This window comes from Blastococcus saxobsidens (assembly GCF_002938435.1).
GTDB lineage: Bacteria > Actinomycetota > Actinomycetes > Mycobacteriales > Geodermatophilaceae > Blastococcus > Blastococcus saxobsidens.
The window spans coordinates 16,408-28,321 of record NZ_POQT01000047.1 but is presented as its reverse complement, the minus strand read 5'-3'; the positions used below and the strand labels follow the sequence as shown (position 1 = coordinate 28,321).

At 74.6% G+C, this 11,914-nt stretch carries 13 protein-coding genes and 1 pseudogene; 9 read left to right on the top strand and 5 right to left on the bottom strand.

Features of this window, described 5'->3' with window-relative positions; translation table 11 throughout:
- The 3 genes from C5507_RS20260 to C5507_RS20250 all read left to right on the top strand — a co-directional run.
- Positions 1 to 413 (top strand): helix-turn-helix domain-containing protein (locus C5507_RS20260; protein ID WP_158657668.1); only part of this gene is annotated, 413 nt, incomplete at its 5' end.
- Between the two features lie 29 nt (positions 414 to 442).
- Positions 443 to 1,078 (top strand): biliverdin-producing heme oxygenase, encoded by a 636-nt coding sequence (locus tag C5507_RS20255; protein WP_104530304.1) that lies wholly within the window; start codon positions 443 to 445, stop codon positions 1,076 to 1,078.
- Positions 1,075 to 3,444 (top strand): SpoIIE family protein phosphatase, encoded by a 2,370-nt coding sequence (locus C5507_RS20250; protein ID WP_104530306.1) that lies wholly within the window; start codon positions 1,075 to 1,077, stop codon positions 3,442 to 3,444. The genes C5507_RS20255 and C5507_RS20250 overlap by 4 nt, the downstream gene beginning before the upstream one ends.
- A gap of 3 nt (positions 3,445 to 3,447) precedes the next feature.
- Here C5507_RS20250 and C5507_RS20245 read toward each other — a convergent pair whose 3' ends face one another.
- The 4 genes from C5507_RS20245 to idi form a co-directional block, all read right to left on the bottom strand.
- Positions 3,448 to 3,723: a hypothetical protein gene (locus tag C5507_RS20245; RefSeq protein ID WP_104530303.1), complete on the bottom strand. Its 276-nt coding sequence runs from the start codon at positions 3,721 to 3,723 to the stop codon at positions 3,448 to 3,450.
- A 23-nt stretch (positions 3,724 to 3,746) separates the two neighbouring features.
- Positions 3,747 to 4,520, bottom strand: coding sequence for an SDR family NAD(P)-dependent oxidoreductase (locus C5507_RS20240; protein ID WP_104530302.1), 774 nt, complete (start codon positions 4,518 to 4,520; stop codon positions 3,747 to 3,749).
- An 87-nt stretch (positions 4,521 to 4,607) separates the two neighbouring features.
- Positions 4,608 to 5,450 (bottom strand): polysaccharide deacetylase family protein, encoded by an 843-nt coding sequence (locus tag C5507_RS20235; protein WP_104530301.1) that lies wholly within the window; start codon positions 5,448 to 5,450, stop codon positions 4,608 to 4,610.
- 95 nt (positions 5,451 to 5,545) lie between these two features.
- On the bottom strand, positions 5,546 to 6,076 hold the full coding sequence (idi, locus tag C5507_RS20230; protein ID WP_104530300.1) for an isopentenyl-diphosphate Delta-isomerase: 531 nt from the start codon (positions 6,074 to 6,076) through the stop codon (positions 5,546 to 5,548).
- Positions 6,077 to 6,277: 201 nt separating this feature from the next.
- On the opposite strand from idi, the gene C5507_RS20225 reads away from it, so the two are divergent.
- From C5507_RS20225 to C5507_RS20205, 5 genes are all read left to right on the top strand, one after another.
- A complete protein-coding gene (locus tag C5507_RS20225) occupies positions 6,278 to 7,105 on the top strand; it encodes an alpha/beta fold hydrolase (RefSeq protein WP_104530299.1) in 828 nt (275 codons plus the stop codon).
- Positions 7,106 to 7,131: 26 nt separating this feature from the next.
- Positions 7,132 to 8,496: an MFS transporter gene (locus tag C5507_RS20220; protein ID WP_104530298.1), complete on the top strand. Its 1,365-nt coding sequence runs from the start codon at positions 7,132 to 7,134 to the stop codon at positions 8,494 to 8,496.
- 28 nt (positions 8,497 to 8,524) lie between these two features.
- Complete coding sequence (locus C5507_RS20215; RefSeq protein WP_104530297.1) at positions 8,525 to 8,827, top strand: hypothetical protein; 303 nt, start codon at positions 8,525 to 8,527, stop codon at positions 8,825 to 8,827.
- 29 nt (positions 8,828 to 8,856) lie between these two features.
- A complete protein-coding gene (locus C5507_RS20210; protein WP_207225631.1) occupies positions 8,857 to 9,030 on the top strand; it encodes a hypothetical protein in 174 nt (57 codons plus the stop codon).
- Positions 9,031 to 9,110: 80 nt separating this feature from the next.
- Positions 9,111 to 10,229 (top strand): NAD-dependent epimerase/dehydratase family protein, encoded by a 1,119-nt coding sequence (locus C5507_RS20205; RefSeq protein ID WP_104530296.1) that lies wholly within the window; start codon positions 9,111 to 9,113, stop codon positions 10,227 to 10,229.
- 200 nt (positions 10,230 to 10,429) lie between these two features.
- On the opposite strand, the pseudogene C5507_RS23570 reads toward C5507_RS20205, so the two are convergent.
- Positions 10,430 to 10,646 (bottom strand): annotated as a pseudogene (locus tag C5507_RS23570) (IS1380 family transposase); the annotation flags it as partial.
- Positions 10,647 to 11,223: 577 nt separating this feature from the next.
- On the opposite strand from C5507_RS23570, the gene C5507_RS20190 reads away from it, so the two are divergent.
- Positions 11,224 to 11,898: an AmiS/UreI family transporter gene (locus C5507_RS20190; protein ID WP_104530294.1), complete on the top strand. Its 675-nt coding sequence runs from the start codon at positions 11,224 to 11,226 to the stop codon at positions 11,896 to 11,898.
- Positions 11,899 to 11,914: the final 16 nt, after the last annotated feature.

The following is an 11,914-nucleotide window of genomic DNA, read 5'->3' as shown; positions in this document are numbered from 1 at the left end:
GCCGGGGCGACCTGCTGATGCTCTACACCGACGGCCTGGTCGAGCGGCGCGGGATGACCCTCGACGACGGCACCGCCTGGTTGCTGCGGGCGCTGTCCCGCATCGGCGGCGCGCAGGTCGACCGGGTCTGCGACGGGCTGCTGGGGGCCCTCGGTTCGCGCGGCGACGACGACATCCCCCTGCTCGCCGATCCGGTGCTCACCGAGACGGCGGAGGTCTACCTCGACTGCGCCGGCAGCGCGGTGCGGGCGGCCGAGGCGCTGCGCATCCACCGGCAGACGCTGTACTACCGGCTGGGCCGGATCGCCGGGCTGACCGGCCTCGACCTGGCCGACGGCGACGCGCGCCTGCTGCTGCACGCCGGGCTGCGGGCGGCCCGGCTCGCCGGGGGCTCCCGGCCGCTCCGCGCCTGACCCGCCCCGGTCGCCTACGCTCGTGGGCGATGCCTGCGGGAGATGGAACAGCGCACGGGGACGACCGCAGCGCCGACGACGTGATGCGCCTGCTGCGCACCGGCACCGCCACGGAGCACCGGACGGTCGAGGACACCCTCGACCTGCTCGACCCGCGGCTGGACCAGGAACGGCTCGCGCACGTCCTGGGCCTGATGCACGGCTTCTGGATCTCCGCCGAGCAGGGCCTGGACGAGTGGGCCACGCGGCTGCCCGCGGACGCCGAGGCCATCGACTGGGCCGGCCGCCGCCGCAGCGGCCTGTTCGCCGGTGACCTGGCGGCACTGGGCGCCGCGGCGCCCGACGGGACGCCCCGGCTCCCGCCGGTCCCCGGCACCGACGAGGCGCTGGGCCGGCTCTACGTGCTGGAGGGCTCCACCCTCGGCGGCGCCTTCATCGACCGCCATCTCGCCGGCCTGCCCGGTCTGGCCGGCGTCCGGATCCGGGCCTTCTCCCCCTACGGGACCGAGACCGGCTCGATGTGGGCGGCCTTCCGCCGGGCCACCCGCGGCCACGTGGCCGCCGGGGGCGACGTCGACCGGATCCTCGCCTCCGCGCGCGACACCTTCCGTGCGCTGGCCGAGTGGTGCCGGCCCGCGGCCCGCTCCCGGGAGGTCCCCGCGTGACCGACGTGGATCGCGACATCGAGTTCCTCGCACCGGGGACGCCGATCGACCTGACCAACTGCGAGCGCGAGCCGATCCACATCCCCGGCAGCATCCAGCCGCGCGGCGTGCTCATCGCCGTCAGCGACCCCGACTGGATCGTGCAGCAGGTGTCGGCGAACCTCGCCGACCTGACCGGGGTGCCCTGGCAGCGCGCCATCGGCCGACCGCTGGCCGAGGTCCTCGGCGTGGCCGCGGCCGGCGCCGTCGTCCGCTCGGCCAGCGCCTTCGGTGACCTGCGGGAGCGCAACCCGGTGGAGATCACCCTGGACGTCGACGGGGCGCCGGTGCCGGTCGACGCCCTGCTGCACCGGGCGCTGATCCGGCCCGGGGACGCCGTGCCCGACGCGCACGGCGAGCCCGTCGCCGACACGAGCACGGTCCCGCCGCTGTCCAGCCTCGTGGTGGAGCTGGAGCCGGCCCGCGGTCCGCGCCCGTTCTCGTTCCCGAACACCTACCAGGCCGTGCGGGGCACGATCGGCGACCTCAACCGGGCGACGTCGCTGCAGGAGCTGTACGACATCACCGCCCAGGCGGTGCGCGCGCTCACCGGCTTCGACCGGGTGATGGTCTACCGCTACGACGCCGACTACAACGGCGAGGTCGTGGCCGAGGCGAAGCGGGCGGACCTCAACTCCTTCCTCGGGCTGCACTACCCGGCCTCGGACATCCCGGCCCAGGCGCGGGCGCTGTACGAGAAGAACTGGATCCGGCTGATCTCCGACGTCGACTACACGCCGGTGCCGCTGCACCCGGTCGACCACCCGGTGAGCGGCCGGCCGCTGGACCTCACCTACTCCGCGCTGCGCAGCGTCTCCCCGATCCACGTCGAGTACCTGAAGAACATGGGCGTCGGCGCCTCGATGTCGATCTCCCTGCTGCGCGGGGAGAAGCTCTGGGGCCTCATCGCCTGCCACCACTACAGCGGCCCGCACGCACCGCCGTACGCCACCCGCGCCGCCGCCGAGTTCCTCGGCTCGACGCTGTCGGTCCGGCTGATCGACCGCGCCGCGGAGGACGAGTACGGCCGCGCCCTGAGGGCGCGCTCGACCCTGGCCTGGCTGACCGCGGCGGCCATGGACGAGGACCGCCCGCTGACCGACACGCTGCTGGGGACGCCGAACCTGCTCGACCTGCTGGCCGCCGACGGGGTGGTCGTGGACCTGCAGGGACATCGCGGCGCCCTGGGTGCCGAGCTGCCGCCCGGGGTGGCCGAGCGCATCACCGCCTGGGCCGCCGCCCGGTCCGAGGACGTCGTCGCCAGCGACGCGCTGGCGGCGGCCGAGCCGGGTCCCGGGGTACCGGTCGAGGTGGCCTGCGGTGCGCTGGTGCTCCCCCTCCCGGAGGGGCAGTTCGTGCTGTGGTTCCGCAGCGAGGCGGTGCGGCACGTCGACTGGGGCGGCGACCCCCACAACAAGGCCATCGCCGAGCAGGAGGGCGACGAGGTCCGGCTCAGCCCGCGCAAGTCCTTCGAGCGCTGGCGCGAGACCGTGCGCGGCCGCTCCGAGCCGTGGACACCGGCCGAGGTCGAGGCGGCGGGCGAGCTGCGGGTGCACCTGCTGGAGGCCCTGTACGCGCGCTCGCGCAGCATCGTGCGGGCGGCCGAGACGCTGCAGCGCAGCCTGCTGTCGGACCCACCGGAGCCCGACCACCTGGAGGTGGCGGTGCGCTACGTGCCCGCAGCCCGCGAGGCCCAGGTGGGCGGGGACTGGTACGACGTGTTCGAGCAGCCCGACGGCTCCACCATGCTGGTCATCGGTGACGTCGTCGGCCACGACACCGAGGCCGCCGCCACCATGGCCCAGGTGCGGGGGCTGCTCCGCGGGATCGCCTACGACAGCGCCGCCGGACCCGCCGCGGTGCTCACCCGGCTGGACGCCGCGATCGAGGGGCTCGACCTGGGCGCCATGGCCACCGTGCTGGTCGGCCGGCTCGACCGGGCCGACGGCGACTCCCGCGTGACCCGGCTGCGCTGGGCCACCGCCGGGCACCTGCCCCCGCTGGTCGCCGGGCCCGACGGGACCCAGCGGCTGCTGGACGCGGAACGCCCCGGGCTGCTGCTCGGCGTGGACCCCACGCGACCACGCGAGGACCACGAGGTCGTCATCGAGGCCGGCTCGACCCTGCTCTTCTACACCGACGGACTCGTCGAGCGCCGCGACCAGGTCTTCGACGACGGCGTGGAGCTGCTCGGGGAGGCGCTGGCCGACCTCCGCCGGCTGCCGGCCGACCAGCTGTGCGACCAGCTGCTCGACCGGCTGCTGCCCGAGGGCGCGGAGGACGACGTCGCGGTCGTCGCCGTCCGGCTGCGACCGCGGGAGCGCTGAGGCTCAGTCCGCCCCGGGAGCGGTGAACCGCGGCGTCAGCCCGTCGTCGGGCACCCTCCCCCGCCCGGGCAGCGGGGCGTCCTCCTCCACCGCCCGGACGAGGGCCGCGGTATCCACCGGCGCGGCGACCGGCTCCCCGCCGGTGTCGCGCTCCAGCGCGGCGAGCAGCCGCTCCTCGTCCGGCGCCAGGTCACCGGGGCCGAGGCGCGGACCCGGCTCACCGTCGTCGGAGCCCGTGGCCATCGCCGTGTCGGGCGTGGGGTCGTCGGGGGCGCTCACGCGGCTGTTCCTCACCGGTCACCTCACCGAGGGAAGTCGGGCTCGAGCCGCGGCACGATCTGCATCTCGGGCACGAACGCCGTCGGGTGCAGGAGCAGGAGGGTGCGGATCGCCTCGGCGACCGCGGACGGCGGCATCATCAGGTGCCCGGGGATACCCCACTGCTCCATCATCGGGGTGTCCATGGCCGCGGGGATGACGCTCTGCACCCGGCACGGGAACGGGCGTTCGCTGCCGTCCTCCAGGCGGACCGCCTTCTCCCGCAGCTCGCGCTGGATGCACCTGGTGGCGTTGAGGAAGCCGGCCTTGGAGCCGTTGTAGGCGATGGCCCCGCTGCCGGAGGTGATCGCCGACAGCGAGACGACGTGGACGACGTCGGCGGTCCGGCCCTCGGGCAACTCCTGGACCCGCTTCATGAACTCGCTGGTCAGGAAGATCGGCCCCTCGCAGTTGACCGCCATTACCTTCCGGTAGTCGGCCAGGTCGATGTCGGTGATGTAGCCGGGGCGGTCGATGCCGGCGACGTTGACCAGGATGTCGAAGGCGTCCCCGTGCTGGTCGAACAGCTGCGTCACGACGTCGCGACGGCTGACGTCGTCGGTGACGTCGAGCGCCACGACGTCCCCGGAGCCACCGGCCGACGTCACCTGGGACAACGTCTCCTCGGCGCCCGGGGCGTCGATGTCGCCGATCGCCACGTGCGCCCCGGCCTCGGCGAGCGCGCGCGAAGTGGCGCGGCCCAGACCGCTGGCACCTCCCGTCACCAGTGCGACCCGGCCCTTCAGCGGCGCGTCCATCGATCTCCTCCGTCGTGCGTGCGTGGTCGGTTCGCCGACCAGCGTCGCCGAGGATCGACCGGACCGCAGGTCGGAGGTGGGCACCGGTCAGGGAACCGTCAGGCGCCCGACGGCGGTGGCCCCGCGCAGCCGCTGGCCCGGGGTCGCCCAGACGTCGGCGAGGGTCACCGTCCGCAGTCCCCGCTCGGCGATCAGCTCCAGCAGCTCGCCGTAGACGGTGGTCACGGCGGGGTGGTTCGCGTGGCCGACGACGATCGTCCGGGGGGTGAACCAGCGCCGGGCGGCGGCCATCAGCTCCTCGGCCGTCAGCACCCGGAAGTCCTCCAGCGTGCCGTTCCACATCGCGATGGTCGGGTGCCCGAGATCAGCGGCGATCCGGTCGGTGCGCTCGTCGTGCGCGCCGAACGGCGGCCGGAAGAAGGGGCTGTCGCGGACGCCGAAGGTGGTGCGCAGGAAGTCGCGGTTGCGTCGGATCTCCTCGGCCACCTCCTGGTCGCCGAGGGTGGTGATGTCGGGGTGGGACCACGTGTGGTTGCCCATGGCCACCTGCCCGGAGTCGATCAGCGGGCGCAGCAGGGCGGCGTTGTCCTCCCAGGACCGGTAGCGGCCGTTGGGGAAGAACGTCATGCGCACGCCGCTGTCGTGCGCGAAACGCGCGAACGCGGCCACGACCTCCGTGCTGGTGCCGTCGTCGATGCTGAGCGCCAGCGCGGGCCCCTCGCCCGGCAGCGCCTCGACGACACCCGTGGGTGGCAGCTGCGGCTCGATGCCGGGCACGCCGGTCGCGGCGGTCGCGCCGGCAGGCCGGACCGGTGGCGTCGCCGTGTCGGCCACGGGCGTGACCGCGTCCCCCAGCCCGTCGGCGCCACGGACCACCGCCGTGCCTGCCAGCCCGGCCGCGAGCGCGAGCAGGAACCGTCGTCGCTCCATGCCGCGGAAGGTAGTGAGCGCCGTTCAAGGTCTCCGGGAGGGAGCGGCCCGACGCGCCGGACCGGTTCGTACCGCGACCAGGCGAGCGCGCTGGGTCACCGTCGGGTGGGGTGCAGCCCAGCGTCCTCGATGAGCCGCGCCTGCTCCCGGCACCACGGCGACCAGGCGTCGCCCTCGGTCTCCTGGCGACGGCGGAACGCGGCCCAGTCCAGCAGCTCCCACTCGCCCACCTCGCTGGGCTCGGGCGCCGGGCTGCCGGTGAACCGGCCGACGTACACCGGGCAGATCTCGTTCTCGACGACACCGAGGAACTCCGCCCGGTAGCGGTAGCCGGGGACCGCGGGGCGCAGGTCGGCCACGCCCAGGCCGAGCTCGAAGCCGGCCCGGCGGGCGATCGCCGCGTGGTCGCCCTCACCGGGGCCGGGGTGGCCGCACACCGTGTTGGTCCACATGCCCGGGAAGGTCGCCTTGTCCTCCGCCCGGCGGGTGACCAGCAGCCGGCCTGCCTCGTCGAACAGGTACGCGGAGAAGGCGCGGTGCAGCGGCGTCTCGCCGTGGTGCACCTCGGGCTTGGGCAGCGTGCCGATCTCCCGCCCGTCGTCGTCGACCAGCACGATCAGCTCCATACCTGATTGTCTCCCTACCGGTCGACGACCGCGGCCACGGGGCGTCCCCCGGCTGCGCTGAGCCCTTCCCGGCCCTTCTCAGGGAGGCCTCCGGCCGCCCTTCGTCGGACCGCCTCGCAGGGCGGCTCCGTCGCTCCTCAGCGGACCCTCCGGGCCCCCTTCGTCGCGACATCGCGCTCCGCGCGAGGCAGCATCTGCTGCGTGGACAGCTACCGGCGGGACGGGCTCACCTTCGACGTGCGGGACGCCGGGCCCGACGACGGCGAGCCGGTCGTCCTGCTGCACGGCTTCCCGCAGGACTCCTCCGCCTGGGACCGGGTGGCGCCGGCCCTGCACCAGCACGGGCTGCGCACGCTCGCCCCCGACCAGCGGGGCTACTCCCCCATGGCCCGCCCGCGCGGCCGGGGCGCCTACCGGCTGCGCGAGACGGTGGAGGACGTGCTGGCGCTGCTCGACGCCGCGGGCCTCCCGTCGGCGCACGTCGTCGGCCACGACTGGGGCGGCATCGTCGGCTGGGCGCTGGGCGCCTGGCACCCCGAGCGCGTGCGGACGCTCACGGCCCTGTCGGTGCCCCACCCCGGCGCGATGGCACGGGCCATGGTGACCAGCGACCAGGCGCTGCGCTCCTACTACATGGGGCTGTTCCAGCTCCCGTTGCTCCCCGAACGGCTGCTGCTCGCCGGGAACGGGGCGGCCATGCGCCGGATGCTCGAGCACGGGGGTCTCCCCGAGGCCGACGTCGACCGCTACGTGCGGCGGATGCAGGAGCCGGGGGCGCTGACGTCGGCGATCAACTGGTACCGCGCGCTGCCGTGGAGCGGCCGCGACCCGGTGGGCACGGTGCGCGTGCCCACGCTGCACGTCTGGAGCACCGGGGACGCGTTCCTCGGCCGCGCCGCGACCGAGGACACCGCCCGCTTCGTGGACGCCTTCTACCGCCTGGAGGTGCTCGAGGACGTGACGCACTGGATCCCCGAGCTCGCCGCCGAACGCACCGCGGAGCTGGTCACCGCCCACGTGCGCGGCTGACACCGCCGATCGGGAGACTGGAGCGCATGACGGACACGACGTCCCGGCTCACCCGCGCCGAACGCCTCGACCGGCTCCCCTTCACCCGCGAGCACGGCCGGTTGGTCGTCGGCTCGGGCATGGGCTGGGCGCTGGACGCGATGGACGTGGGGCTCATCTCGTTCGTGATGACGGCGCTCGTCGCCCAGTGGGGGCTGTCCAACGGCGAGGTGTCGCTGATTGGGTCGATCGGGTTCGTCGGGATGGCGCTCGGTGCCACGCTCGGCGGGCTGCTGGCCGACCGGTACGGCCGCCGCCAGGTGTTCGCCCTCACGCTGCTGGTCTTCGGGCTGGCCACCGGCGCCGCCGCCCTGTCCTGGTCGGTGGGCGCGCTGCTGGTCTTCCGCTTCCTCATCGGGCTCGGGCTCGGGGCCGAGCTCCCGGTGGCGTCCACCCTGGTGAGCGAGTTCGCCCCCGCCCGGGTCCGCGGGCGGGTGGTCGTGCTGCTCGAGGCGTTCTGGGCGGTGGGGTGGACGCTGGCCGCGCTGATCGGCTACTTCGTCGTGCCCCGCGGCGACGACGGCTGGCGGTGGGCGCTGGCGATCGGCGCGGTGCCGGCGCTGTACGCCGTCGTCGTCCGGCGCGGGCTGCCGGAGTCGGTGCGCTTCCTCGAGCTGCGCGGCCGCACCGAGGAGGCCGAGGCCACGGTGCGCCGCTTCGAGCGGGCGGCCGACGTCGAGCCGGTGCAGTCGCCACCGCCCGCGCCCCCGGCCCGGGCGGCGGGGCTCGGCGCGCTCTGGGCGGCCGGGACCGGCTCTCGCACGGCGGCGCTCTGGGTGGTCTGGTTCAGCATCAACTTCGCGTACTACGGCGCCTTCATCTGGCTGCCGACGCTGCTGTTCAACGACGGCTTCTCGCTGGTGAAGTCCTTCCAGTACACGCTGATCATCACCCTGGCCCAGCTGCCCGGGTACGCGGTCGCGGCCTACCTCATCGAGAAGTGGGGCCGGCGTCCGACGCTGGCCACGTTCCTCGTCGGGTCCGCGGTCGGCGCCGGGATGTTCGCCGCGGCCGAGGCCGACTCCGCCGTCCTGGTCACCGGCATGGTCCTGTCGTTCTTCAACCTCGGCGCCTGGGGCGCGCTCTACGCGGTGACCCCGGAGATCTACCCGACCGCCCTGCGGGCGACGGGCGCGGGTGCCGCCGCGGGTTTCGGGCGGATCGCCTCGATCCTCGCCCCGCTGTGCGTGCCGCTGCTGGTGGACGCCGGCGGCACCGGCCTGGTGTTCGGCGTCTTCGCCGCCTTCTTCGTGCTGGGGGCGGTCGCCGCGCTCGGCCTCCCCGAACTGCGTGGGCAGGCGCTGGACGAGGGCGCGCCCGTCGGGGTGACCCCCACCTCGCGGGCCCGATGAGGACCGCGCGGGCTGGGAGACTGCCGGCATGACCGAGGGGACCATCGCCGTGGCGGTCCTGCTGCACCTGGCGGCCGTGAGCGCCGTCCTGGCCGCTCCGCTGATGTGGGGGCGGCATGGCCGACGACGCCCCGCCGGCTGGCTCGCCTACGGAGCGGCACTGGCCCTGCTCGGCGCCTGGGGCGTGACCAGCGACCGGGCCGGCGCGGCCACCGACGAGGTGCGCACGCTCGGCAGCGTCCTGGAGACCGCGGTGTGGCTGGGGCTGGCCCTGCTGGCGGCCGCCGTCTCCGTGCTCGTCGTCAGGCGTCGCAGGACCCCGGCGACCTGAACCGGGCGCCCGGGAGCGGAGCCGACGGGGTGCGCCGGCCCCTGTGCACCTGCGGTGCGCAGGAGCACAGTGCCGGGGGGTGGCTGCCGGCGCAGCGGCACTCCGGCGAGAACATCGGCGACACGGACACGCACGTGCTGTTCGTGGAGCTCACGGGCACGCCGGCGGCAGGGTCGCGGGCAGATTCGCTCGGGCCCGGCTGAGGTCCCCGCCGATCGCCCGCCGGCGCGGCGCGCACGAGCTGAGGCCGATTGGCGGCAGCCCGGTCGGGTAGCGGCAGGTCATGCCCAACATCTCCCCCGGTCACCTCGCCGGCAGGACGGTCGCCGTCACCGGCGCCAGCGGCAACGTCGGCACGGCGCTGCTCCGCCGGCTGACCGCCCCGGAGGCCGGCGTCGCCGAGGTCCGCGGGCTCGCCCGCCGCCGGCCCCCCTCGATCGCGCCGTACGGCGGCGTCCGCTGGCACCTGGCGGACCTGGGCGAGGCGGCCAGCGAGCGGGAGGTGGCCGAGTTCGTCGACGGCGCCGACGCCGTCGTCCACCTGGCCTGGGCCCTCCAGCCGGGACGACGCCCGGAGGACCTGCACGAGGTCAACGTCGAGGGCACCCGCCGGGTGGCCCGGGCCGCCGCGGCAGCGGGGGTCGACCAGTTCGTGCACATGAGCTCGATCGGCGCCTACGCCGGAGGGGCCCGCGGGCACCGCGTGACCGAGGACTGGCCGACCACCGGCATCCCCAGCGCCCAGTACAGCCGCGACAAGTCGGCGGCCGAGCAGGTGGTGCGCGGGGTGTTCGGACGCCACCGCGACACCGCGCTGACCATCGTCCGACCCACCCTGGTGCTGCAGCCGGAGGCGAGCAGCGAGATCGGCCGCTACTTCCTGGGCCCGCTGCTGTTCGCGGCGGCGCGGATGCTGCCCGGCCCGGTGGCCCGCCTGCTGCCCCTTCCGCTGCCGGCGCTGGCGGTCTCCTTCGTGCACGCCGACGACGTCGCCGACGCGATCGAGCGGATGCTGGACCGGCGCGCCCCGGGCCCGTTCAACCTCGCGGCGGAACCGCTGATGGACGCCGACGCCCTGGCGAAGGCGCTCGGCACGTTCCGGGTGCCCACGCCCGCGCTGGTGCTGCGGGCCGGCCTGGCCGCCGCCCACGCCGCCCACGTGGTGCCCACCGAACCGGGATGGCTGGACATCGGCACCCAGGTGCCCGCGCTCGACACCAACCGGGCCCGCAAGCTGCTCGACTGGGCCCCGTTCCACCGGGGCGACGACGTGCTCCGCCAGTTCGTCGCCGCGCTCGGCGACGGCGTGGGCGCGCCCGGGGCCCTGCTCCGCCCGGCGGGTGGGCCGACGCTCGACCCGGACGGCGACGCGGCGAACGCCCCCGGCCCGCGCGCCAACTAGCCCACGACTGGCCCGGATCGCTCGTCGGCCTCCATTGATCATCGAGATGCGACACGACGGGCTGCCGGGGCGTGACCCTGGCATCGGGTGTGGCTGTTCGGCCGAGGTCGCTCGGGTGGGCGCCGGTTCCACGGTCCGGGGTGGTGAGCGGCCACCGGTCCGCCGAGGAGGTCGCGTAGCCGGGTGACGGCATCGTGACGACGGCGGCAGGGGGTGGTCGGCCAGGTGCGCATCCGCATCCGGACGACCAGTGAGCAAGCGAGCGACGATGGTGCGCCAGATCTGGTTGTAGTCCACGTCGTGCAGCGGCAGGTTGGTCGGCCCGGTGTCCTTGGTGCAGCGGATGCGGTCCTTGGCGCATGCTCGGCCGCGGTGCCGCAGCTCGAGGTCGGCCAGTTGCCCGCGGGTGCTGTTGGTGGGGCTCGGCGCGACGGAACACCGCAGGCATTCCTACCCATCGAGCCGACAAGGTCGGACGACCGACCCCGGTGCGTCACGACACGCTGGTCATGCCCGGTAGGAGTCCCGACGGGCGACTGGTCGAGAGCTCGCAGAGCTTGACCGACACTGTGATGCAGACCACAGTGCGACGGGTTCAGGGGTCGCACGACCCTCCACCGGTACATCCGGAGGTCCCGACATCCCCGTCTACGTGTACCGCTGCCCCGACCACGCCACGACCGAGACTCGCTGCGCGATGGGTGCCGCTCCCGCTGCGGTCCCGTGTCCGGCCTGCGGTTCGGCCGCCGCCCGCGTCTTCACCGCACCCCGCCTCTCGGCTGGCTCCCCGGTGCGCCGGGAACTCATCGAACGCACCGAGCGCAGCCGGGACCGACCCGACGTCGTCTCCACTCCGCCTCGGGGGTCAGGTCCCGGCCGGCGGGCCGACATGGTGCGCGATCCGGCCTGGAGCCGGCTGCCTCGCCCCTGAGGGCGGCGCCCCCGCAGATCCCGACAGGGGACCCGATCGGCCGCACGGAGAGGAGCGATCGAGATGGCAAGCGTCGGTCTGCTGTACGTCGGAGCGGTCCTGATCGTGAACGGGCTGATGTTGCTGGGCCGGGTCGACGCCCGGGCAGCCGCGCCCCTGAACTTCTTCGTCGGCGGGCTGCAGGTCTTCACGCCGACCTACCTGATCGTCACCTCGGGGGGCGACCCGGACGTCGTCCTCAGCGCCTCGGGGCTCTACCTCTTCGGGTTCACATACCTGTACGTGGGTCTGAACCTGACCCTCGGCCTGGACGGCACCGGGCTCGGCTGGTTCTCCGCCTTCGTCGCATCCTGCGCCGTGGTCTATGCGGTTCTGAACTTCGGACTTCTCGACGACCCGGCCTTCGGTGTCATCTGGCTGTACTGGGCGGTGCTGTGGGCGCTGTTCTTCCTGGTGCTGGGGCTCAAGCGGGAGGAGCTCACCCGGTTCACCGGGCTGGTGGCCGTCGTCGCCGGGGTCGCGACCTGCGCCGTCCCCGCGTTCCTGCTCCTCACCGGCGTGTGGCAGGAGAACGTGACCACGACGGCGATCGTGCTCGCCGTCGTCCTACTGCTGTCCCTGGCCCTCTTCCCGATGTTCCGCGACCGGCGCGCTGCAGCAATCGACTCCCCGGCGCCTGGGCTGCCCCAGAGCGAGCCTGCTCCCGGGAGGCCGCAGCCGGCCGCCCGGAGGACGTGACCAGCCGACCGAGCAA